Origin of the sequence: Catenulispora pinisilvae (genome assembly GCF_015356865.1) — a bacterium.
Lineage (GTDB): Bacteria > Actinomycetota > Actinomycetes > Streptomycetales > Catenulisporaceae > Catenulispora > Catenulispora pinisilvae.
In genome coordinates this window covers 1-23,929 of sequence record NZ_JAAFZA010000164.1, presented here as the reverse complement: position 1 = coordinate 23,929, position 23,929 = coordinate 1, and the positions used below count along the sequence as shown (strand labels likewise).

The window sequence follows — 23,929 nt, the reverse complement described above, 5'->3', positions numbered from 1 at the left end:
CACGGCACAACCATAACCGAAGGCCGTAAAAAGCTTTGAAACCCACACGCCAACCGCAACCCGCCCTGCAAACTTCAGCCCCCCAAAAGCCCGCGCCGCTGCCCCGCAGCGCCGACCAGGAACACGGATCCCGACCGGCGATCGGCGACCGGCACGTCGCGAACTGCCAGGCGAAAATTGCCTGATGCGGGCACTAGCACTCTGCCAGCGGGATCAGGGGATCAGGGGGTCAGAGCGTCAGCTGCCGGTCGGGATAGCCGAAGGCGAGGCGCCGTCACCAACGCCAGCCGAGGCCGTCTGCGTAGCTGCGGCCCGGGACAAGGCCGGACCGGTCGGGAACAGGTCCAGCAGCTCCGGCGGGACGAGCTCGAAGCCAGCGTTCTGATACCCCAGCACCCCCGGCACGTCGCCGCCGTCCAGCGGGTACTTCGCCCCGGTGTCCGTGACGAGGTAGTCGGTGCCCGCGACCACGTTCGCCGACGGTGGCGCGGGCAGGGAGCGGACCAGCATGCCGGTGTCCGGTGCGACCACGACCCGGTTGGCCACCGTCGCGGTCGCCGAGGGCGGCTGCGGTCCGCCGAGGAGCCGGTCCAGGGTGCTCTGCTGGGTCAGGGCCAGCGTGTATCTGGGCTCGGTCGTGCCGGTGAAGGCCACTGACATACAGGGGGTGCTGCCCGGTCCGGCGGCCGTCATGGTCGGCGGCGTCTCCGGGGAACCGGCCACCGGGGCCGCTGCGGCCAGGCGTGGCGCCGCCGCCAGGTCGCTGATGCCCAGCGGGATCTCCATCGGGGACCCGCCCTGATAGGCGGCCTTCTCCGCCGGATCGGCGAGGATCAGGGCGGCCTGGGTGGCGGTGATCGGCTCCAGGCCCTCGGCCAGGGCGAGGTAGGTGCCGTCCGGGCCGCTGACGTTGTGGACGGTGTAGAGGCGGCCGATCGTCGAGGCCTGGCCGGCGATCCGCGGTCCGGGCCCGCCCCGGCCCGGGACCGGCGGGGACACCAGGTCCGGTCCGGCCGGGATCGTGTCCAGCCAGGCGGCGCTGACCGGGACGGCCGCCACGCTCGTGAGGTTGAGTCCCACCGCCACGGCGGCCGATCCGATCCGGAGCCGCCACTGCTGCCACAGCAGGTACTGGGCGCCGTCGGGGGTCTGGACCAGGACGCCCTTCGTGGCGTCCAGCGTGCTCGCCCCGGTGACCCCGCCGACCGCGACGGTGACGTTGGGCCGCGGGGTTCCGGAGACGTCGGGTGCGGCGGTGGCGCAGACGAGCCAGGGCACGGACGTCAGACCGGCCGGGGCGGGAAGCGCGTCCGGGGCGTCGGGGATGCCGACCGCCGCGCCGTGCGGCGTGCCCTTGAGCTCCGAGGTCGACGCCGAGGTGATCGTCATCGAGGAACCGAGGAGCAGCTTGGCCGAGGCGTAGTTGAGCACCGGGTGCAGCACGCCGCCGACGTAGACGTAGCGGGTGGCGGTCTCCTTCTCCTGGACCAGGGTGTTCGCCTTCTGCCACGCGGTGCTCCCGCCGGGCGACAGAAAACCCATGACGACGGTCCCGGCCATCAGCAGCACGGCGACCATGACCCCGGCGGACAGCCCGACGGACTGGCGGCGCAGGGGCCCGCGCGGGGCCTCGATATCGCCGGTCGCCACGCCGGACATCAAGCGTCCGACGATGAAGCTGTGGGCCTGCAACTGTTCTCGGCGCGACTGCATCCGTGGCTTCTCCTTCGGCGCTTCGCGTCGTCAGCCGGCGATCGAGCGTGCCCAGTGCAGCACGCCGACGAGGGTGAGCAGGAGGGGGAGCGCGCCGATCGCGGCCAGGTACTCGCCGAAGTCCGCGGCCCGGCCCCAGTGCGGCAGCATTCTGCGACCCGGTACCGCGCGGGCCAGGACGGCGAACAGGAACGCGGCGCCGAAGGCGGCCGCGCAGCCGACGACCGCCCGGTGTGCCGGCGCGATCGCGGCCATCCGCACGGCGCCGAACAGCAGGATCACGTACGCCCCGGAAGCCAGCATCGTCAGCCGCTGCCGGATCCCGGTGAACACCCGGGCCCGCAGCAGGAGCAGCGCCGAGATCGTCAGGGCGAAGGTCGCCGGGGCCCACCCGCCGGACAGCACCACCGGCGTCAGGCCGGCGGCGCAGATCACCCCCGCCGCGGCCAACAACGTGCTCTGGTACAGGTCCACGAGCGCCGCCGCGTCCAGCGCGGTGCCACTGGGCACCGGCTCGACGTCGCGGTCCAGATCCTCGCGGTCGACCGGGATCATCGGCAGGTGGAGCCCGGCCAGCCGGAAGGCCGCCAGCGGGATTGACAGCGCGAAGATGACGGCGAGCAGCACGACGATCGCACAGGCGTGGGCGATCGGCATCGTCCAGGCGACCGCGAGCAGGCCGGCGATCGTCGCGGCGGTACCCAGTACCGAAAGCGCGACGAGCGCCGGAACCGCCACGCGCGCCGCGATCAATGCCACGAACGCCACAGCCGTCCCGCCCGCCGCCGCACACAGCACCCGGCTTCCGCTCAGGTCCGCGGCATAGTGCTGCTGGCTGGGCACCAGGGCGCCGGCGACCGTCGCGTAAAGCACCGCGGCGCCGCCGAACAGCGCGCTCAGACCGCCCTCGCCCAGCGCCCGCGCCGAGGCGATCGCCGCCACCAGCAGGACCCCGGCCAGCGCCGCCGAACTGGCCAGGCGGTCGGTGACCGGGCCGGACAGCAGCAGGGGCAGGACGCCGAGAGCGAGCGCCCCGGCCGCGAAACCGATGAGCACCCGCCCGGTAATGGCCGGGCGCCACGGGTCCGAACGCGCGCGGATCCCGGTGGCGATGCCGTCGATCAGGTCGTCGAAGTCGATCTCGGGCAGGGCGTCCAGGCGCGGCCGCAGATACAGCGTCTCGCCGTCGAGCACCCCCAGTTCGGTCAGGGTCCGCTCGTCGTCCAGCGGCCCGCCGCCGACCCGCTGCACGATCCAGCCGTCGTGGCCGAGCCCGGCGTCGGCGAGTTCTGATCCCAGCAGGCCGAGCACCGTCGGAAGCAGGGCGACCAGCCGGACGTCGGAGGGCAGCGCCAACGCGGCGCGCCGCTGGTTGGCGATGATCGTCAACCGGCACATGTCGGCTATCGTCTCGCTCATCCGGTCCGTTCTCCCTGTAGTTGACACCTGGCACGGAGCGCCAGCAGCATCGGCGAGTATGTCTGGACCGGGCGGCGCGCGCCACCGACGATCACTGGGGATGGAAGGGGAGAAGCGGTGAGCACGATCATCCACCGCCGTGTTCCGAGGCGGGCCGCACCCCCGATACCTCAAGGTGACATGAGCTTGCAGGAGCCCCCGACCGTCCCGGATCCGGCCGGGATGAGCATGGGCTCGGCGCTGACGATGCTGCCGATGGCCGCCGGATCCGGCGCGATGGCGATGATGTTCTTGCAGCCCGGGGCCAAGCCCGTCAACTACCTCAGCGGCGGCCTGATGGGGGTGTCCTCGATCGGCATGGTGGTCGCGCAGATCGGGCGCGGCGGCGGGGAGAGCAAGAAGAAGCTGAAGGCTGAGCGGCGCGACTATCTGCGGCACCTCGGGCAGATGCGGCGGCAGGTGCGCAAGAAGATCGGCGCGCAACGCAGTGCCCTGCTTTGGCGGCATCCGGACCCTGAGGGACTGTGGTCGGTGGCGATGAGTTCGCGGCGCTGGGAGCGGACCACCGGCGACGACGACTTCGCCGAGATCCGGATCGCCACCGGCTTGCAGGCGCTGTCGGCGCGGGTCGTGCCGCCGCAGTCCCGGGTGGTGGAGGACCTGGAGCCGTTGTGCGTCGGGGCCCTGCGCCGCTTCGTCCGGGCCTACAACACGGTCGCGGACGTGCCCATGGCCTTGCACCTGCGCGGATTCGCGCGGGTCAGCCTGTCGGGGCCGCCGGCCGACGTGGACGGACTGGTCCGCTCCATGCTGCTCCAGCTCGCCGTCTTCCACGGCCCGGACGACGTCCGCATCGCGGTGTGCGCAGGCGGTGCGGCCCGCGAGCGCTGGCGTTGGACGCGGTGGCTGCCGCACGCGCTGCACCCTTCCGAGCGCGACGCGGCCGGCCAGGTGCGGATGATGAGCGATTCGCTGACCGAGGTGGAGCGGCTGCTCGGCGGTGAGGACTTCCGGGACCGGCCCGGATTCGAACCGGGCGCGCAGCCCTCACCGCGCGAGCCGTTCACCGTGATCGTCCTGGACGACGTGACCGTGCCCGCCGATCACCGGGCGATCCAGTACGGGTATCGCAACACCGTGCTGATCGACGTCAGCGGCGCGCTGGGCCGGGTGACCGATCCGGCGACGCTGCGGCTGAGGGTCGGGACCGCGGCTGGTACCGCGGCCGGGACGGCGGCTGGCACTGCGGCCGGCACCGCCGAGGGCGCGGCGGCCAAGTCCGCCCGGGACAGCGCCCGGGAACCGGTCGCCGGCTCCGCGGCCGGGAACGGGTATCAGGCCACTGACGCCGACGATCCGGTCCTGTTCACCGTCGTGGCCGACCGGACCGGCCACGACATCCAGACCGCGATCGGGCGCCCGGACACGGTCAGCCCGGCGCGGGCCGAGGCCGCCGCCAAGGTGCTGGCCCCGTACCGGACCTCGGCCCCCTCGGTCTCCGGCGGCGCGGCCGAGGTCGACATCGAACTCACCGGCCTGCTGGGCATCCCGGACGCGGCGGGCCACGACCCGGTCGCCTACTGGGAGCGCAGGTCGCCGCGCGCCCGGCTGCGGGTGCCGATCGGCGTGACCGAGGCGGGGGTCCCGGTCGAGCTGGACATCAAGGAGTCGGCGCAAGGCGGCATGGGCCCGCACGGCATGCTGATCGGCGCCACCGGCTCGGGCAAGAGCGAGCTGCTGCGGACCATCGTGCTGTCGATGGCGCTGGCGCACTCCTCGGAGACGTTGAACTTCGTGCTGGTCGACTTCAAGGGCGGCGCGACGTTCCTGGGCCTGGACGAGCTGCCGCACGTCTCGGCGGTCATCACCAACCTGGCCGATGAGCTGCCCCTGGTGAACCGCATGCGCGACGCCCTGCACGGCGAACTGGTGCGGCGCCAGGAACTGCTGCGCTCGGCCGGCAACTACAGCTCGGTCCTGGACTACGAGCGGGCCCGCGCCGCCGGGGCCGACCTGGCACCGCTGCCGTCGCTGTTCCTGATCGTCGACGAGTTCAGCGAGCTGCTGGCGGCCAACCGGGAGTTCCTGGAGCTGTTCGTGGTGATCGGCCGCCTCGGGCGCAGCCTGGGCGTGCACCTGCTGCTGGCCGCGCAACGGCTCGACGAGGGCCGGATCCACCAGGTCGAGGGGCATCTGTCCTACCGCATCGGGCTGCGGACGTTCTCGGTCGCGGAGTCCCGGGGCGTGCTGGGCGTCGGCGACGCCTATGAGCTTCCGGCCAGTCCGGGGCACGGTTTCCTGCGCTTCGCCACCGACCCGCTGGCCCGGTTCCGCGGCGCCTATGTCTCCGCGCCCTACGTTCCCGCCGAGTTGGAGCTGGCGCAGGAGATCACCGAGCACTACATCGTGCCCTACGACACGGTCTATGTAGCGCCGCGCGGTCCGGCGGTGGCGCCGGAGCCGGAGGACGGCCAAGACGAGGCGTCGGCGCAGTCCGCGCAGCCGAACCAGGAAACGCTGCTGACGGTCCTGGCCCACCGGATGGCCGGCGCGGGACCGGAGGCGCACCGGATCTGGCTGCCGCCGCTGGGCGTTCCGCCGACCCTGGACGGCCTGCTGCCGGAACGCTGTGCCGCCGGCGCCCTCGGGCAGTACGACCGGACCGCGGTGGCCGAGCTGACGGTGCCGGTGGGCATCGTGGACCGGCCGTTCGAGCAGCGTCATGACCCGCTGACGGCGGACCTGTCGGAGGCCAAGGGCCACGTCGCGGTCGTCGGCGGACCGCGCAGCGGCAAGTCGGCCCTCATCAGGACCCTGATCTGTGCGCTGGCCGCCTCCTCGTCCCCGGCGAACGTCCAGTTCTACTGCCTGGACTTCGGCGGCGGCACTTTGGCCTCCCTGGCCGGCCTGCCGCACGTGGGCAGCGTCAGCGGCCGCCTGGACGCCGACCGGGTGGCCCGGACCCTCGCGGAGATGTCCGGTCTGATCACCGCCCGGGAGCGGATGTTCGCCGAGGCCGGCATCGACTCGATGGCGACCTACCGCAAGCGCCGCGCGAACGGCGACTTCCCCCAGGACCAGTTCGGCGACGTGTTCCTCGTCATCGACGGCTGGTTCACGCTGCACCAGGACTTCGAGCATCTGGAGCCGACGGTCCAGGAGATCGCCGCGCGCGGCCTGTCCTTCGGCATCCACCTGGTGGTGGGGGCGGCCCGCTGGACCGAGGTCCGGCCCTGGCTGCGCGACTTGCTGGGCACCCGGTTCGAACTCCGGCTGGGCGACCCGCAGGAGTCCGAGATCAACGGCCGGGCCGCCGCCGACGTCCCCACCGTCGCCGGGCGCGGCCTCACCGACGACCGCATGCACTTCCTGACGGCGCTGCCCCGGGCCGACGGCCGCGCGAGCGCCGACGACGTCGGCGAGGGAACCCGCGCGTTCGTCGAGGGCGTCGCGGCGGGCTGGAACGGCCCGGCGGCGCCGCGGGTCCGGATGCTCCCGGAGATGCTGCCGGCCGCGGCGCTTCCGGCCCCGGACGGCGATCTGCGCTTCGCCCTGGGCTGTGACGAGGCCCTGCTCGAACCGGTCTACCACGACTTCGAGCAGAACCCGCACCTGCTCGTGTTCGGCGACACCGAGACCGGGAAGACCAACACCCTGCGCCTGGTGATCCAGGCCATCGCCGCCCGCTACCGGCCCAAGGAAGCCCGCGTCCTGCTGGCCGACAGCCGCCGCGACCTGTTCGACGCGATCCCGACGGCGCAACAGCTCAGCTACGCGGTCACCGGCGCGAAGCTCGCCGAACTGGTCGCCGAGATCAAGCCGTCACTGGAGCGCCGGGTGCCGGACGCGGACATCGACCCGGTACGGCTGCGGCAGCGCGACTGGTGGACCGGTCCGCGGCTGTTCGTGGTCGTGGACGACTACGAGCTGATGGTCGGGCCGACGGGCAGCCCGCTGGCGGCGCTGCTGGAGCTGCTGCCACAGGGTGTTGAGATCGGACTGCACCTGGTCATCGCGCGGTCCAGCGCGGGCGGGGCGCGCGGGATGACGGACCCGGTGCTCCGGCGGATCTGGGACCTCGGCGCCAGCGGCGTGCTGCTGTCCACCTCGCGGGACGAGGGGACGTTCCTCGGCGACGCCGTGCCGCGGCGGCTGCCGCCCGGGCGGGCACAGATCGTCGGGCGCAGGCACAAGCCGATCCTGGTGCAGACCGGATTCTGCGCGGTGCCCGAGCGGGAGGACAGGTGAGGGCTGGTCGAGTCGGCGCCGGCCGGGCAGCGGACCCGGCCCGCCGAGCATTGAACCGGACCGGCCGGCCCGCCGCGCCGAACGCCCGGTGCCGCGCCGGCGCCGCACTGGCGGCCGGCGGAACAGTCCTGATCGCGCTGACTGCCCTGACCGGCCCCGGTGCGCCCCGAGCCGCCGCGGCCACGGAACAGAACTGCGAATCCCCGGCGAAGACCACCATCGCGACCCTGCCCTGGGCCCAGACCCTGCTCGCACCACAACGCGCCTGGCAGTTCACGACCGGAGCGAACGTCACGGTCGCCGTCATCGACTCCGGCGTCGACGCGAGCGTCCCGCAACTGAAGGGCCACGTCCTGCCCGGCCTGTCCCTGGACACCGCCGACGGCCCGGCGACCGCCGACTGCCTCGGCCACGGCACCATGGTCGCGGGCATCATCGCCGCCCAGCCGGTCTCCGGCATCGGCTTCGCGGGCCTCGCCCCCGGCGCGGTCATCCTCCCGATCCGGGTCTACAGCGACACCGGCACGACCAGCTCCGAGGACATGGCCAAGGCGATCGTCGCGGCCACCGGAGCCGGAGCGAAGGTCATCAACATCTCGGCCGTCGCCCAGGCCTCCAGCCCCGCCCTGGCCACGGCGGTCCAGTACGCCCAGGCCCACGACGTCCTGATCGTCGCCTCCGCCGGCAACGACAACCAGCAGGCCGACGAGGTCACCTACCCGGCGGCCTATCCCGGCGTCATCGCCGTCGGCTCGATCACCGCCTCCGGCACCATCGCCCAGACCTCGGAGACCGGCGGCTTCATCGACCTGGTGGCGCCGGGCGAGACGATCCTCAGCCTCGGCGTCGGCGGCCCCGGCCACGTCTACGACTCCGGGACCAGCTTCGCAGCCCCCTTCGTCGCCGCGACCGCCGCCCTCGTCCGCTCCTACTACCCCGCCCTCACGGCACCGCAGGTGAAAGCCCGCCTGGAGACCACCGCGGACCACCCGGCGAAAACCCTCCCGGACCCCCAGTACGGCTGGGGCGTCATCGACCCCTACCGGGCGGTCACCGCGATCCTCACCCCGGCGGCGGCACCCCCGCCGGCCGCGATCCCCATGCCCGAGCTGAACGTGCATGCCCCCGCCAGCGCCCGCCACCTGTCCTTGGGATTCGCCGGGGCGGCCGGGGCGCTGGTGGTCCTGGTCCTGACCTGCTCGCGGTTGCTGGCGCGGGGACGGGAGCGCGGCTGGCGTTAGGGCCGGGCCTGGCATTAACGCCGCGCCTGATGCCGAGCCCCCAAGCACAGCTCAGCGGCCCTTTCCGCCCCCGGCCGAGCCCGCGCCGGGACAATTTTGCCCCGCGGCCCTGAACGCGTTGTCGATCGTTCGTCGAAATATGTCCTCGCCGCGGCCCGGCCTGCTATAGTTGTCACTGTTGCGGTAGTGGTCCCATGAACTTATGTGTCGCCTGCTGGTTTGACCGACAGGCGCTTTTTTATTTTCCGGCCCCATTTCGGGCTGTCATCACCACGGCGACGCGAGACGTGCAAAGCGCGGGTTTCGGTACAGGTCCCATCAAGGAGACGCATATATGACGGCTGGCACTGTGAAGTGGTTCAACGCGGAGAAGGGTTTCGGTTTCATCGAGCAGGACGGTGGCGGGCCTGACGTGTTCGCCCACTACTCGAACATCAGCGCCCAGGGCTTCCGCGAGCTGCTTGAGGGCCAGAAGGTCGAGTTCGACATCGCGCAGGGCCCGAAGGGCCAGCACGCCGAGAACATTCGTCCGACCTGAGTTTGCCGCGGCGCTCGCCGCGAAAGCCTTGCCTGTACCGTGCTCGCGCTCGGTCCGGGCAAGACGGTTCCATCTGATTTCTCATCCGGCCCCGTACCTCGGGGCCCACTGGCTCCGCCACCGGCGGCCGACCCTCGCGAGGCGCCCCAGCGTCACGTTCGGGTCCTGCTCTGCCGAACTCGTCTTCTCGTATTTTGAGTGCGGTTCGAGGTTTCTGCCGCCCGGCTGTCGTGGGCGTGCGTTGACCATAGGTGACGTGCCGAACGGTTCCACCGTCCACGCCCCGCGTTTTTCCGGCTCGTTCGTGTGATCTCCCCGCAGCTCTGCCGCGGCCAGGAGGCCTCCTCGATACGTGCCATTCGAGGAAGGTCTTTTCATGGCCCGTTCCAACAGTTCCAATCGTTCCAACCGCTCCTCCGAGCGCGGCTCCTATCAGCGCACCGGCTCGGGCCAGCGCTTCTCCGGCACCGCCGGCGGCTCTGGCGGCTCTGGTACCTCCGGCTCCCGCTCCGGCGGCGGCCGCCGGTCCAGCGCCGGCGCCCCGGCCGGCCGCCAAGGCTCGTCGAGGACTGAGTTCGCGCTTCCGGTCAGCACCACACCGGGGCTCCCGGCCGTCGAGAACTTCAGCGAGCTCCAGATGCCGCCGGCGCTGCTGGCGACTCTGACCCGCCAGGGCGTCACCGTCCCCTTCCCGATTCAGGCCTCGACTCTGCCGAACGCGCTGGCCGGACGCGACGTCCTGGGCCGGGGCCGTACCGGCTCGGGCAAGACCCTGGCCTTCGGCCTGGCCGTGCTGGCCCGGCTGGCCGGGCGACGGGCTGAGCCCCGGCGGCCCCTGGCTCTGATCCTGGTCCCCACCCGCGAGTTGGCCCAGCAGGTCAGCGAAGCACTCACCCCCTATGCCGACGCCGTCCGGCTCCGGACGGCGACCGTCGTCGGCGGGATGTCGATCGGCCGCCAGGCACACGCCCTGCGCGGCGGCGCGGAGGTCGTGGTGGCCACCCCCGGTCGTCTCAAGGACCTGATCGAGCGCGGCGACTGCCAGCTGGCCGAGGTCGGGATCACCGTCCTGGACGAAGCCGACCAGATGGCCGACATGGGCTTCCTGCCTCAGGTCACTGAGCTGTTGGACCAGGTCGCCCCGGGCGGGCAGACCATGCTCTTCTCGGCGACCCTGGATCGCAACGTCGACCGCCTGGTCCGCCGGTTCCTCAGCGACCCGGTCACGCACTCGGTCGATCCCTCGTCCGCGACGGTCAGCACCATGGAGCACCACCTGCTGCACGTGCAGCCCGCCGACAAGAACGCGGCCGTGGCCCACATCGCCTCCCGCGACGGCGGCGTGATCATGTTCACCGACACCCGGCACGGTGCCGACCGCCTGGTGCGCGACCTGCTGGCCAACGGGGTGCGGGCGGCCGCGCTGCACGGCGGCAAGTCCCAGCCCCAGCGCAACCGCACCCTGGAGCAGTTCCGCAAGGGCGAGGTCACCGCGCTGATCGCCACCAACGTCGCGGCCCGCGGCATCCACATCGAGGGCCTGGACCTGGTGGTCAACATCGACCCGCCCACCGACCACAAGGACTACCTGCACCGCGGCGGCCGCACCGCCCGCGCCGGCGAGTCGGGCACCGTCGTCACCCTGGTGCTGCCCACGCAGCGCCGCACCATGGTCCGCATGATGTCGGCCGCCGGTATCACCCCGAACACCGCCCAGGTCCACTCCAGCGACGCTGAACTCGCCAGCATCACCGGGGCCCGCGTCCCCACCGGGGTCGCCGTCACGATCCCCAACCCCGTGGTCGAACGCCCCCGGTACACCGGATCCACCGGCGCGGGCCGGAACCGGCGCAACCGCCCCGCCTCCGGCGGCCGCAGCCCGCAGGGCAACTCGGCATCGCGCACCCAGTCGCGCAGCCAGCCGCCCCGACGCGCGCGAGCCGCCGCCTGACGCCGGAGCGGTCGCCTCGCACCTGATCCGTCCGCTGGTTCTCAGTGACCAGCGGTGGATCGGGTCGGGGCCGTCCCCGGCGTGCCGGGGCAGACCGCTTGAGGTGGAGCCTGCTACACCTTCGAAACGGTGCTGTGCACTCCTGGGCCAGATCAAGATCCAAAAGTAGCGTTGAAGACGTTGCCGGGACTTGATCTGGCTGCCATCTTGAGGAGTGATCACCCATGCTCGACTCTAAAAAGCGACTCACCGTCGCGGCTCTCGCCGCGGCCGTGGTGCTGGTCCCCATGACATCCGCGGCCGCGTCCGCTGCTCCGTCTTCCGCCCCGTCAGTTCCGGTCCGCCAGCTGGACCGGATCGCCCATCCGTTGACCTCGACCGACCCGGGCGCCGGCACGGCCGATCTCCAGGCACTCGGCGCCATGGTCGGCAACGCCAAGGTCGTCGGCCTGGGGGAGGCCACACACGGGTCCCACGAGTTCTTCGCTTTGAAGGACCGGGTCTTCCGCTACCTGGTCGAGAAGAAGGGATTCACCAGCTTCGCGCTGGAGATGAGCTGGTCGGCCGGGCTGCGGATCGACGACTACCTCCAGCACGGCGGCGGCGACGCGCGGCAGATCGTGCACGAGACGATGGCCGGATCGCCTTGGGACCGCGAGGAGTTCGTGACGCTGGTGCAGTGGATGCGGGACTACAACGTCCAGCACCCCGCTCATCCGGTCCACTTCCTGGGCGACGATGTCGGCGCGCCCAGTCTCGGCGCGCCCGTCTTCGACGCGGTCACGGGTTACATGCAGCGGACGCACCCGGAGTCCCTGCCGCGCTTGAACGCGCTCCTGTCCGGCCTGCGCCCGCTCAACGACGCCATCGGCTACCTGGATCGGCCGCTGGCCGAACGTCAGCAGAACGAGTCGAAGGCACAGCAGGTGCTTGCCATGATGCAGAGCGCTGGAGCGCCGGGCGACCGCGACTACGAATACGCCTTGCAGAACGCCCGTAACATCGCCCAGACCTACACGTTCCTGTCCGTGAACGTCACCGACCCGGCCTCGCTGACCGCCATGGAGCGCTACCGCGACCAGGTGATGGCCGACAATACGGCGTGGTGGCTGCGGTACGAGGGCGGCAGAATCCTGTTGTCGGCACACGACGATCACGTCGGATACCTCGCCACCGACCCCGCGACGTATCCGAAGACCCAGGGCGCATTCCTCCACGACGCTCTGGGGTCGGGCTACGTCGCCATCGGCACAACCTTCGACCGGGGCTCGTTCCTCTCCAAGAGTCAGGCGTTGGGCGGCGACTGGCAGAAGTTCACGCTCCCCGCGGCGCCTGCCGGCTCCAACGAGTACACACTCGACCAGGTCCGGTACCGCGACTATTACGTCGATCTGCGCAAGGCCCCTGCCGCAGCCCGCGCGTGGTTGGATCAGGCGCGCCCGACGTACGACGTCGGCACGCAGTTTCCCGTGGACGGCACACCCGAACTCGCCGTCGGCCACGCCTTCGACGTCCTGATCCACCTCCACAGCGTGACGGCGGCGACCAAGCTGTAGCGCCGGACCTCGGAGCGTTTCACCGAGGATTCACCTGACGGCCTCCTGCCCTTGTGGCCGAACACCTGCCAGCGGCGTCATGGTCCAGCGCTTTCCATGACGCCGCGTGCCGCATGGGGAACTGGAAACGGCGGGCGGCGGGCGGGGAACGACCCGGTCAACGCCGGGTGACCGGCCGACGGTCACGGGCTTGTCGCAGGATGCTGAAATATGAGGTGTGACATAGTGCTGCGCGGGGCGTACTCGACGCGCTCCACAGCACCGAAAGGCAAGCCATGACCATGAACAAGGGCGTCAAACTGCTGGCTGCGGGCATCCTGGCCGTCGTGCCGGTGGCCGCCTCCGTCGCCACCGCCGGCGCCGCCTCGGCCGACGCGAACCCGACCACCACGACCTGCAGCGGCTGGAAGCTCAGCGGGGTCCGCTATATCGAGGCCTGCGTGGACGTCACCGGATCGCAGGTACACACCTACGGCTATGTCAGCACCCCCGGCGACTCCACCTACTCCACCAACGCGTCCGTCACCGGCCGCGACGAGACCGTGGGCACCTTCTTCGGCGACCAGCCGAGCACCGACGTGCCCACCCAGGACTCCACCGTTCTCGTCGACGGGACGACCGTGACCGTGCCGGCCGGCAGCAGGGTGCACGCGACGGTCTTCCTGCCCGGCGTCGCCGGTACCGGGACCCTGATCGGACCGGACAAGGCGTACTACGACGACCCGGACGTCCCCTTGGGACCGCAGGGCGCGCCGGGGACGCCGCCTTCGGTGACCGAACAGATCACTGTCTGGGCCAGGGTCACCGGCTGACCCTGATACCGGAAGCGACCGCCTCCCGTACGGTACGGGAGGCGGTCGCTTTGTCGTGTATTCGGTTTTAGACGCTCAGCACTGCGTCTCGGCACTCTGTCTCAGTACTGCATCTCAGTACTGCGTGGACACGCTCACTCCGCTGAACGACGTCACCGCATACAGGCTGATGTACCGGTATCCGGCGCTCTGGTTCGTCACGGTGATGCTCTGCCCGTTCGGGTTCGGAGCCGCCTGCGCGGTGTGGGTCTGGTTCGTCGCCCACGTGTCGGGGTCGTAGAGCAGTTCCGCGGTGCCGTCGCCGCCACTGGCCGTGACGGTCAGCGTCTGCTGCCCGGCCGGCAGGTAGATCCACAGAGAGTCGTAGCCGCCCGTGGTCGCGGACAGGCCGCTGCGCGAGCAGTTGCGGCTCAGCGCCTGCCGGTTGGCCGAGGTGCACGGCGGGGTTACCGTGACGTACTGCGTGGCGGTGGAGGCCCGTCCCTTGGCGTCGTCGACGGTCAGGGCGATGGCGTAGGTGCCGGGCGCGCTGAAGGTGTGGGTGGGGTTGGGGCCGTCGGTGTCGGAGGTGGCGTTGTCGCCGTAGTTCCAGTGGACAAGGTTGATGGAGCTGCCGGTGTCGGTGGCGGTGTCGGACAGGTGCACGGACAGGCCGTCGACGGTCGCGGCGAAGGCGGCGGTCGGCGCGCCCGGGACCAGGCAGGCGCCGGCGGCGCAGGCGTCGAGCCAGGCGTTGAAGTCGCCGTCGTAGGCGGTGCCGATGGAGTTGTAGACCTGGTATCCGCCCTGGAAGTCGCCGACGCGGAAGTGGGCCAGCATGGCCTGGACGACGTCCGGGTGCTTTTCGAGCATGTAGCGCGTGGCCAGGTAGCTCCAGACGTACGTGCGGTCGTTGGTGCTGTTGTCGTATGTGGTCTGGAACAGGGTGCTCAGCGCGAACGTGTGTTGAGCGGCCTCATTGATCGACTGGGTGTTGTTGATGCCGCGGTAGGTGTAGGAGTTGTACTCCGCCTCGCCTTCGACCCACCAGATGTCGGGCACGGTCATCTCCTGCGTGAAGTCGCCCTTCATCTCGTAGGCGGCCTGGAGCAGGTGCGTGTACTCGTGGTTCAGGTTCCAGATGCCGGCCGGGAAGCCGTCGCCGGGGAACTTGATGTACATGATGGACATCGGCAGGTTGGTCGGGTCGGTGGGCTCGCCGGCCAGCGTGATCCCGCCGTTGTCGGTGTCGTTGCCGAACAGCGCCGTGGAGTACATGGTGTAGGCCCACTTGGTGGCGAACACGGCGAGCCGGAGGGTGGTCTCGTACTGCCCGGGGATCGGACCGTCGTCCTTGGTCAGGGCGTGGTAGTAGGCGTCCTCACCTTCCACGCTCGTGCAGGCGGCGTTCAGGTCCGAGGCGGACATCGCATAGGTCAGGAACGTGCGGTTCGAGCCGCACGCGTAGGTCGTCGGCAGGATGGTCGATTGCAGGGTATTGAGATAATTGCAGACGTTGAAGGTCCCGCACTCCGCGCCGTCCACGTAATCCTCGACGGTGGCGACCCGCAGCCAGATCGGGCCGTTCGGCCCCGACAGTGGCGAGGCGCTGAGCAGCTTCGCGGTCAGCGGGCGCACCATCGGCTGCAACGCCGGGGTGTCCAGGAAACGCACGGTCTCGGCCGCGGCGTTGGTGTCCAGCGCGTAGTCCGCTCCGGCGAGCAGGGCCGTGTTCCGCAGCGCGAAGGAGTTCAGAGCGCTGATGAGGCTCGGATTCGCGATGACCGCGGCGATGTACGCCGGGAAGGAGTGGCCCCGGTAGACAGGGTAGAACACAGCGTTCACGGCCGCGTCCATGCTGGGGAAGGCGTCGTAAGAGCTGTTGTAGCCGTTCAGCACCCGCGCGTAGGTCCGCACATAGCGGGCCTGGTTGTCGGAGCTGTCGCTCAAGGTGATGACGGTGCCCAGGACACTGCCGTTGATCGAGCTGACGTCACCGGAATGCCTCGCGCCGAAGAAGGCGTCCAAGCCGGCCTGGACCGGCGCGGCGAGCTTCTGATCGTACGTCCCGACCGCGGCGGCGTTGTTGTACTGGACGTAGTACCCGGCGGTCAGGAACAGGCTCAGCTGCCAGATGCCTTGCGCGTCATCGCCGCGGTAAGACTTCGCCGCCCGGCCGAACGCGTCGGCCACGGCCACCATCTGCGCTTCGTTGAAGACGGCCGCGGCGTCGGTGCCGGTCAGTGAATACAGGGTATTTATACAGTCGGTGCTGGACGCCTTGACGTACGCGGCCAGTGCGCTGCCGCCGCGACCGCCGAAGTCGGCCGCGGTGCACGACTGCGTGCTGGCCGAGGCCGCACCGGTTGCCGCCGTCGCGGCGCTGTCCGGGCCGGCCGGCCCGGAGCGGGTCGCCGCCGCCAGGGACGTGGCCGCACCGATCGCGACCGGCGGGCTCGCGGGTGACAGCTTGACCGGGGTGCCGTCCTCCGGCTGGGCCTCCGGCTGGTTCTGATCTGCCGATGACACGGCGCTCGCCGTGGTCGGCGCGGGCGCGGGCGTCGGCGCCGGCGCGGTGGCGCTCGCCGGGCCGGCGGCCATCCCGAGCGTCACGACGCTGATTGCCAGGCCCGCGGCCAGGATTCTGGGCAGGGCGGATCGGTGGCTCATCCAGGGCTCCTTTGTGAACAAGCGGGGACGTCTCACGGAACAGCCGCGAGATGTGCCAAGAAGCTCTCACCGGCGCGTGGTGCTGACAATCGATCACGCGATAGAGCTCTGGCGCCCGGGCGATAGCATCCCGCGGCCGTCGGGGCCGCCCGCGTCGTCTTCCTTGACAGTGCAATGGCACATCGCTAGCTTGCGTTCCGATGTGTTGAAGAGTGCTGATATCTGAGCGGAATTGTCGGAACACGAGGAGACGACATGCGCAAAATCCGCACCATCCTGCTGGCCGCCACCCTGGTCATCGCCCCGGTGGCGGGCGCCGTCGGGGCCGCGCCACCGGCCGCGGCGCTGGCGAACGGCCTGGCGCTGACCCCGCCGATGGGCTGGAACGACTGGAACGCCTTCGGCTGCGCCGTGAGTGCGCAGCTGGTGGAGCAGACCGCTGACAAGCTCGTCGCCTCCGGCCTGGCCGCCGACGGCTACAGTTACGTCAACATCGACGACTGCTGGATGGCGCCGAACCGGGACTCGGCCGGGAACCTGGTCCCGGACCCGGTGAAGTTCCCCGACGGCATCAAAGCGGTCGCCGACTACGTCCACGCCAAGGGTCTCAAGCTCGGCATCTACGAGACCGCCGGCACCAACACCTGCGCCGGATTCCCCGGCAGCCTGGGCCACGAGACGCAGGACGCGAACACCTTCGCGGCCTGGGGCGTGGACTACCTCAAGTACGACAACTGCAACAACCAGGGGGTGCCGTCGCAGCAGCGCTATAACGCGATGGGCAAGGCGTTGGCCGCGACCGGGCGTCCCATCGTCTACAGCCTGTGCAGCTGGGGCACGGAGGACGTGGCGTCCTGGGGCGGCTCCGTCGGCAACCTGTGGCGGACCACCGGGGACATCAGCGCCGACTTCGGCAGCATGCTGTCGAACTTCCACACCAACGTGGCGCTGGCCGCCGGCGCCGGGCCCGGGGCGTGGAACGACCCTGACATGCTCGAAGTCGGCAACGGGATGAGCGCGGTGGAGGACCAGACCGAGTTCACGCTGTGGGCCGAGATGGCCGCGCCGCTGATCTCCGGAACCGATCTGCGCACAGCGAGCGCGAACACTCTGCGCATCCTGGGGAACCGTCAGGTCATCGCGGTCGACCAGGACGCCCTCGGCCGGCAGGGTGCTGAGATCAGCAGCTCCGGTGGGCTGGACGTGCTGGCCAAGCCGTTGTCCGACGGCAGCGTCTCGGTGGTGCTGTTCAACGAGAACGCCACGGCGGCCACCATCTCCACCACGGCGGCCGCGGTCGGCCTGCCGGCCGGTTCGAAGGGCGGCTATGCCCTTCAGGACCTGTGGACCGGCCGGACCACGGTCAGCGGCGGGACGATCAGCGCCGCGGTGCCTGGCCACGCCGCCGTGATGTACAAGGTGGCGCCGGCCAAGCGGACGCTGCCGCCGAGCACGACGCTGCTCACCACACTGCCCAGCCTGGGCGCCGGCCAGTCCGGCACGGCGTACTCCTACTTCGCCGACAACGGCGTCGCCGCCGTCACCGACGTCACGCTCGGCCTGGACCTGCCGGCCGGCTGGACCGCCAAGCCGCTGACCGCCACGCGCTTCAGCAAGGTCGCCGCCGGGCACATGGCGATCTCCGCCTTCCGCCTGACCGCGCCGGCCACCCTGACTAAGCCCATTGAGACCGCCCAGATCGACGGTACCGAGAACGACCACTGGAGCGGCGGGCCGGAATCGTCGAGCTCGGCCGGTTCGGTGCGGCTGGTCGCTCCGCCGCAGGCCCCGTACAAGGCGTTCACCAGTACCACCGCGCAGATGGGCCAGTTGGGGAACGCGGTGTCGATCGACGGCGCCGGGGCTGACGCCTGGGGCGCCACCGATCAGTACAGCTCCGTCTATCAGCAGGGCGCCGAGCACGACGGCTCCACCACCGTCGTCGAGGTCACCTCGCAGGCCGACACCAGCGTCTGGGCCAAGGCCGGGATCATGGTGCGCGACGACATCACCGGGGCCGGCAGCTCGCCGGGCTACCTCGTCCTGGCCGTCACCCCCGGCAACGGCTACGTCCTGCAATGGGACAGCACCGGCAGCGGTCAGTTGGACAGCAACAGCGCGCCGTCGAACTCCGGGCTCGGGACGGCCGCCTACCCGTCCTGGCTCAAGCTCGTCCGCTCCGGTTCCACCTTCACCGGCTACTACTCCACCGACGACGTCACCTGGACCCAGGTCGGGACCGCGACCGTGCCCTCAGTCAACGCCACCCAGGACGTCGGCACGTTCATGACCGCGCACAACGACGGTTCGGGGGACAGCGGCGAGGTCGACTTCACGGGGTTCGCCACCTCATGAGACTCATGCCGATCTGCGTGTCCGCCGCGGTGGCTTTCGCCGCCGTGGCGGGCACGCCCGCCGCCACCGCCACCACGACGACTCGTGCCGCCGCCATCGGCACGACCACCGTCACCGCCACTGGCACGGCTGCCGTCACTGGCACGACTGCTGTCACCGGCACCGCCATGACCACCGCCACCGCCACACCGCCGCTGAACAACGGCGTGGCCCTGACCCCGCCGATGGGCTGGAACTCCTGGAACTCGCTCGGCACCGCCGTGACCGAGGCGCAGGTGGTCCAGACGATCGACTTCATGTCCGGCAACGGCATGGTCGCCGCCGGCTACAACACGGTGACCATCGACGACGGCTGGTCGCTGAACCATCGCAGCGGCCAGAGCGCCGATCCCGTCAAGACGTCCTACGGCTCGATGCAGCTCTACGACGCCGGCGGTAATCCGGTCAGCGGCAGCGACGGGACGGGCAACGATCCGACGTCCGGTGACCTCCAGCCCAACTCGGACTTCCCGCCCCAGACCGTGAACGGCCAGACCCTCAACGGGATCGCCTACCTGGCCTGGTACGCGCACAGCAAGGGCATGAAGTTCGGGCTCTACACCACCGACACCTACCTCACCTGCCAGGGCCACCCCGGCAGCCTCGGCCACGAAGCCACGGACGCGGCCGACTTCGTGTCCTGGGGCGTGGACTACGTCAAGGACGACAACTGCCCGAACTGGAGCGGGCCGCACATCATCGGTCCGGACGGCCACGACTACGGCCCGCAGGGCGAGGGCAAAGAGCTCACCGAGTCGATCTACGCCCGGATCCAGACCTTCCAGAAGGCCCTCGACGCGGCGTCGGCCGCTCAGGGCCGGCCCAAGGTCGTGGTGAGCGTCTCGGCCCAGCCGCCGCACACCGGCGTGCCGTACCTGGAGTCGCCGGACGACCCGGCGCGCTCCGACTCGGTGATCGCCGCCGCCGGGACCCCGCAGTACGACGCCCCCGGCTACGCGCCGACCGGCGTGTGGTGCGGCCAGGTCGCCAACCTGTGCCGGATCGGCGGCGACCGGGACAGCGAACTGGCCGGCGTGCTCTACGGCGGGCAACTGGGGACCGCGCTGCAATACGCCGCCAATGTGCGTCCGGGCTCGTGGAACGACATGGACATGATGTACGCCGGGTGGAACGACCCGGACGGTCTGTGGGGCGTCACCGACACCTGCACCTGCCACAAACCGTTCACCGACACCGAATCGCAGACCGAGATCTCGATCCTGTCGATGATGGCGGCTCCGCTCATCACCGGCGCCGACCTGCGCACCGCCGCGGACTCGCAGCACTCGGCCGACGGCTACACCTGGTCCACCGGGATCTCCACGAGCGCGCTGGCGCTCTATGAGAACCCTGACGTCGTCGGGGTCGACCAGGACGCGCTCGGCGTCCCGGCGACGCTGGTCGGCAGCCCGCCGACCTCGGCCACCAGGCCGGTGGTGCTCCGGCGCACGATGGCCGACGGCGACACCGTCGTGCTGCTGGTGAATCAGGACCCGGACAACGCGCAGCAGATCACCACGACGCCGTCCGCGCTGGGTCTGCCGGCCGGCTCCTACCACTACGAGGATCTGTGGACCAAGGCCACCGGAACCCTCGCCGCCACCGGCACGCTCGGCGGCTCGGTCGCGGCGCACGGCGTGGAGATGTTCCGGATCAGTTCCGCGGCCTCTGCTGTCTCGCCGGTCGTCGGTGACGGCCGCTACCACGACCTGGCCGCGTCCGGGACCAACGGGTCGGCCCTGGAAGTGGCGGGCCAATGCGGCGCGCCGGGCGGCGGCCCGCTGGACGTCGCGGCCTACCAGCCCACGTACTGGTCGCAGTGGTGGCAGTTCAGCCCGAACGCCGACGGTACCGTGCGAATCTACGACGGCTGTTACAGCAGTACGCAGCAGCACGGCACGTTGACCGCGTCCGGATCGGTGGTGACGGTGCTCAACGCCTACGATCCGACGGATCCCGCGCAGAAATGGCGCCTCACCACCGAGAGTCCCGGCGGCGGTCTGAGCATCAGCAACGTCGCCACCGGGAACGTGCTCGGCGTCTCCGGCAGCACGGTGGTCGCCGACTCGGGTGATCCGACGCTGTGGACGCCGATCAGCTGATGGGCTGATCGGCGTCCGCCCCTGACGACGCTTCCGGCTCAGCTTTCCTCGCCTGCTGGTGAGAGGAGTTCCGGGGCGTCGTCAGTGGCGTCGTCAGCGGCACCGTCAGCGGCGTCGCACGGTGACAGTGATCGATCCCTGGTGCCTGGCTGCGGGTGCGGCGAACACCAGCGCCCTTCCCGCCTTGCCCGGCCCAGTCGGGGGAATCGTGAATGTCGCAGCCCGGCCACCGGAAACCGACACCGCGACGTTGTCGCCGTAGACGGTCCCGGGCAGCACGATCTCGGTGGGCGCCAGCCAGTTCGCGCCCGGCGTGTAGGTGAGTGTGTAAGTACCCGAATTCGCATCGAAGGTCGAGGCGGCCGGCGTTCCGGCGAGCGCTGAGGCGAACGGCGCGAACATGGGTGCCTCACCGGGAAGCGGGTTCCCGGCCGCGTCCAGCGGCGCGTACCCGCCGGTCCCCAGGCCCCAGTACCACCGGGTCCATCCCGTCGCGAACGACGGCATCACCCGCACCTGGGCCGCCATCAGCGCGGCGTTGCCCGGGGTACTGGTGTTCTCTCCCCACTCGCCCACGATCACCGGCATCCCGTGTGCCTTCGGATAAGCGGTGATCGCGGCCAGGTAGTCGTCGATGAACCCGTCTGCCGGATTCCAGTCCTGCCCGTCTTCCACAGCCGTGTCATAGAAGTGCGGCGCGTACCCGATCCGGGGCGCCCCGGCGCGCGGGTCGACGAACCCCGGCAGTGCAGTCGGCACGCCCTCGCCGACCAACACCGTTGGTTCGACGAACAGCCAGGACCGCTGATCCACTGCCCGGACGGCCGTGATCAGCCGCTTGTACATCTCCTGCAACCGGCCCTGCTCCAGCGCTCGCGAGGAGGCGGCGAGCGCCGCCGGATCGGACGGATTGCCCAGCATGGGCCCGCTCGGCTCGTTGAACAGGTCGTAGCCCAGCAGGCTCGGATGCGATCGCAGCGCCGTGGCCACGTGCTGATAGAACGAGGCCTGGGCGGCCCGCAGATCCGGGTCGTCGTAGAGATGCCGGAACGCGGCCTGCACCGAGGGCTCGAAGTACTCGCTGAACCAGTCGTTCGGGATCGGCGTGAAGGGCAGGCCGTCGTCGCGGGTGGCCCAGGCCGGAATCCCGTCCTGGCCGCCTCCGAAGTAGGGTCCGTATACGTCCTGGTGGAAGTCCACCAGCACCCGCAAGCCGTACCGGTCGGCCGCCGTCATCAGTTGCTGGATGCGCCCCATCGCGGCGGCGTCGTACACCCCGGGCTTCGGCTCCAGCCGGGCCCAGGTGATGTCCAGCCGGATGAGGTTGAATCCGTGCTCTGCGATGGCCTGGATGTCCGCCGGGGTGGACTCGTCGTACTTGTCGAGGTTGAATCCGCGCAGGTCCAGTACCCGGCCGGAGGAATCGGTCAGGCGCGTGACACCGTCGGGTGTGACCATGGTGCCGACTGCGGAAAGCGGTGCCGGTGTCGAGGCCGGTGTCGGGGTCGGGGTCGGGGTCGGTGGAGCGGCCCGCACCGTGCCGGGAAGGACGAAGACGGCCGCCGCCAGGACCGCGGCGGCGAGACGAAGACGAGCCGATGTTCGCATGTGTGGCCTCCCACGAAGGATGGTGGGGGCAGGTTACTGAGAATTATTCATGTTTTGAAGAGGAGTGGCTGTGGCGCGGTCGTGGTGGGGTTGGGGCAACGTCGAGGACGCGGTTGTCGGCGCCGAGCGTGCCGGATTGACGCAGCGGCTCGCGGCCGTGTTCCCGCAGGCCGATCTGACGGCGCACGAGCCGCCGAAGATCGGGGAACTGTCGGTTCCGGCTCCCGGTGTCCAGGCGCCGGCCGCCCTGGCCCGGTTGGCGTCGGACGATCTGGCCGACCGGGTCCGGCACGGGCACGGGCAGGCGTTCCGGGACGTGGTGCGCTGCCTGCTGGGCCGGGTGGAGCAGGTGCCGGATCTGGTGGTCCGGCCGAGCAGCGAGCAGGACGTCGTCGATGTCCTGGACTGGTGCACCGGCGCGGGGATCGCGGTGGTCCCGTTCGGCGGCGGGACGTCGGTGGTGGGCGGCGTGGAACCGCGCGGGCTCCGGCAGTACGCCGGGGCGGTGTCGCTGGACCTGGGCCGGCTGAACCGGATCGTCGAGGTCGACCGGGTCAGCCGGGCGGCCCGGATCCAGGCCGGGATCCTCGGGCCGGCGCTGGAGGACGCGCTGCGGCCGGACGGCCTGACGCTGCGGCACTTCCCGCAGTCCTTCGAGTTCTCGACCCTGGGCGGCTGGCTGGCGACCCGCGCGGGCGGTCACTACGCGACGGTCTACACGCACATCGACGACATGGTCGAGTCGATGCGGGTGGTGACCCCGGCCGGGATCAGCCAGTCACGCCGGCTGCCGGGATCCGGCGCGGGCCCGTCACCGGACCGGATGTTCCTGGGCTCCGAGGGCACCCTCGGGGTGATCACCGAGGCATGGATGCGCTTGCAGGACCGTCCGCGCTGGCGCTCCGGCGCCTCAGTACTCTTCGACGACTACGCTGCCGCAGTCGCCGCGACCCGCGCGATCGCGCAGTCCGCCCTGTTCCCCGCCAACTGCCGGCTCCTGGATCCGGTGGAGGCGTTCATCAACGCCGGAACCAGCACCAGCGGCGGGCTGTTGGTGCTGGGCTTCGAGTCCGCGGACCACCCAGTCGCGGAGTCGATGCGCCGGGCCGTCGAGATCTGCGACGGGTTCGGCGGCCGCGTGCCGGACGGAGTCCGAACGACGGACTCGGAGCAGGACCGGGCGCGCACCGAAGCCGCCGACACGTGGCGCTCGTCGTTCCTGCGGATGCCCTACCAGCGCGACGCCATGGCGGCCCAGTCGATGATCGTCGAGACCTTCGAGACGGCCTGCACCTGGAACCGCTTCGAGGAGCTGCGCAGCGCGGTCGAGGCGGCAGCCGGCGCCGCGTTCACAGCTCTCAGCATCAACGGCGTGCTCTCCTGCCGCTTCACCCACGTGTACCCCGACGGACCGGCACCGTATTTCGGCATCTACGCACCAGGCACCTGGGGCCGAACCGCCGAGCAGTGGGACGAGATCAAGACCGCCGTATCAGAGGCCTTGCTGAACTCCGGCGGCACCATCACCCACCACCACGCGGTAGGCCGCGACCACCGTCCCTGGTACGACCGGCAGCGGCCCGAGCCCTTCGCGACCGCGCTGCGCGCCTCGAAGACGGCACTCGACCCGGCGGGGATCCTGAACCCTGGGGTGCTGCTGGATTAGGGGGAGCCGTGCGGAGCGGGACGGTGTGGGCG

12 protein-coding genes and 1 pseudogene are annotated in these 23,929 nt (G+C 70.7%); 9 read left to right on the top strand and 4 right to left on the bottom strand.

Annotated features, from left to right (window positions below):
• Positions 1–237 precede the first annotated feature (237 nt).
• Both eccB and eccD read right to left on the bottom strand, forming a co-directional pair.
• Complete coding sequence (eccB, locus tag IZR01_RS33750) at positions 238–1,713, bottom strand: type VII secretion protein EccB (protein ID WP_194926215.1); 1,476 nt, start codon at positions 1,711–1,713, stop codon at positions 238–240.
• Between the two features lie 30 nt (positions 1,714–1,743).
• On the bottom strand, positions 1,744–3,132 hold the full coding sequence (eccD, locus tag IZR01_RS33745) for a type VII secretion integral membrane protein EccD (protein ID WP_194926214.1): 1,389 nt from the start codon (positions 3,130–3,132) through the stop codon (positions 1,744–1,746).
• Between the two features lie 180 nt (positions 3,133–3,312).
• On the opposite strand from eccD, the gene eccCa reads away from it, so the two are divergent.
• The 6 genes from eccCa to IZR01_RS33715 all read left to right on the top strand — a co-directional run bounded on the left by eccCa (position 3,313) and on the right by IZR01_RS33715 (position 13,478).
• Entirely contained in the window at positions 3,313–7,380 is a 4,068-nt protein-coding gene (gene eccCa, locus IZR01_RS33740; RefSeq protein ID WP_194895438.1) for a type VII secretion protein EccCa, read from the top strand.
• Positions 7,377–8,621, top strand: coding sequence for a type VII secretion-associated serine protease mycosin (gene mycP / locus IZR01_RS33735; protein WP_194895437.1), 1,245 nt, complete (start codon positions 7,377–7,379; stop codon positions 8,619–8,621). Before eccCa ends, mycP begins: the two co-directional genes overlap by 4 nt.
• A gap of 334 nt (positions 8,622–8,955) precedes the next feature.
• Positions 8,956–9,159 (top strand): cold-shock protein, encoded by a 204-nt coding sequence (locus IZR01_RS33730; RefSeq protein ID WP_194895435.1) that lies wholly within the window; start codon positions 8,956–8,958, stop codon positions 9,157–9,159.
• A gap of 376 nt (positions 9,160–9,535) precedes the next feature.
• Positions 9,536–11,110 carry a DEAD/DEAH box helicase gene (locus tag IZR01_RS33725; RefSeq protein WP_194895434.1) on the top strand — a complete coding sequence of 525 codons (1,575 nt, stop codon included), beginning with the start codon at positions 9,536–9,538 and terminating at the stop codon, positions 11,108–11,110.
• Positions 11,111–11,334: 224 nt separating this feature from the next.
• The gene (locus tag IZR01_RS33720; protein WP_194895433.1) at positions 11,335–12,666 is read left to right on the top strand and encodes an erythromycin esterase family protein; all 1,332 of its coding nucleotides are present in this window, start codon (positions 11,335–11,337) and stop codon (positions 12,664–12,666) included.
• 275 nt (positions 12,667–12,941) lie between these two features.
• Positions 12,942–13,478 (top strand): hypothetical protein, encoded by a 537-nt coding sequence (locus tag IZR01_RS33715; RefSeq protein ID WP_194926213.1) that lies wholly within the window; start codon positions 12,942–12,944, stop codon positions 13,476–13,478.
• 114 nt (positions 13,479–13,592) lie between these two features.
• Here IZR01_RS33715 and IZR01_RS33710 read toward each other — a convergent pair whose 3' ends face one another.
• Positions 13,593–16,127: a collagenase gene (locus tag IZR01_RS33710; RefSeq protein ID WP_194926212.1), complete on the bottom strand. Its 2,535-nt coding sequence runs from the start codon at positions 16,125–16,127 to the stop codon at positions 13,593–13,595.
• Positions 16,128–16,382: 255 nt separating this feature from the next.
• Between IZR01_RS33710 and IZR01_RS54460 the strand changes: the two are divergent.
• A pseudogene (locus tag IZR01_RS54460) lies at positions 16,383–17,855 on the top strand (NEW3 domain-containing protein); the annotation flags it as partial.
• 623 nt (positions 17,856–18,478) lie between these two features.
• Positions 18,479–20,623 (top strand): alpha-galactosidase, encoded by a 2,145-nt coding sequence (locus tag IZR01_RS33700; RefSeq protein WP_194926210.1) that lies wholly within the window; start codon positions 18,479–18,481, stop codon positions 20,621–20,623.
• Between the two features lie 105 nt (positions 20,624–20,728).
• On the opposite strand, the gene IZR01_RS33695 is transcribed toward IZR01_RS33700, so the two are convergent.
• Entirely contained in the window at positions 20,729–22,231 is a 1,503-nt protein-coding gene (locus tag IZR01_RS33695; RefSeq protein WP_194926209.1) for a cellulase family glycosylhydrolase, read from the bottom strand.
• 70 nt (positions 22,232–22,301) lie between these two features.
• Between IZR01_RS33695 and IZR01_RS33690 the strand changes: the two genes are divergently transcribed.
• Positions 22,302–23,897: an FAD-binding oxidoreductase gene (locus tag IZR01_RS33690; RefSeq protein ID WP_194926208.1), complete on the top strand. Its 1,596-nt coding sequence runs from the start codon at positions 22,302–22,304 to the stop codon at positions 23,895–23,897.
• Positions 23,898–23,929: the final 32 nt, after the last annotated feature.

Coding starts and splice junctions, on each gene's coding strand:
- eccB (WP_194926215.1), bottom strand. CDS start 1,713: ATGCAGTCGCGCCGAGAACAGTTGCAGGCCCACAGCTTCATCGTCGGA.
- IZR01_RS33700 (WP_194926210.1), top strand. CDS start 18,479: ATGAGACTCATGCCGATCTGCGTGTCCGCCGCGGTGGCTTTCGCCGCC.
- IZR01_RS33710 (WP_194926212.1), bottom strand. CDS start 16,127: ATGAGCCACCGATCCGCCCTGCCCAGAATCCTGGCCGCGGGCCTGGCA.
- IZR01_RS33725 (WP_194895434.1), top strand. CDS start 9,536: ATGGCCCGTTCCAACAGTTCCAATCGTTCCAACCGCTCCTCCGAGCGC.
- IZR01_RS33730 (WP_194895435.1), top strand. CDS start 8,956: ATGACGGCTGGCACTGTGAAGTGGTTCAACGCGGAGAAGGGTTTCGGT.
- eccD (WP_194926214.1), bottom strand. CDS start 3,132: ATGAGCGAGACGATAGCCGACATGTGCCGGTTGACGATCATCGCCAAC.
- IZR01_RS33715 (WP_194926213.1), top strand. CDS start 12,942: ATGACCATGAACAAGGGCGTCAAACTGCTGGCTGCGGGCATCCTGGCC.
- eccCa (WP_194895438.1), top strand. CDS start 3,313: ATGAGCTTGCAGGAGCCCCCGACCGTCCCGGATCCGGCCGGGATGAGC.
- IZR01_RS33695 (WP_194926209.1), bottom strand. CDS start 22,231: ATGCGAACATCGGCTCGTCTTCGTCTCGCCGCCGCGGTCCTGGCGGCG.
- IZR01_RS33720 (WP_194895433.1), top strand. CDS start 11,335: ATGCTCGACTCTAAAAAGCGACTCACCGTCGCGGCTCTCGCCGCGGCC.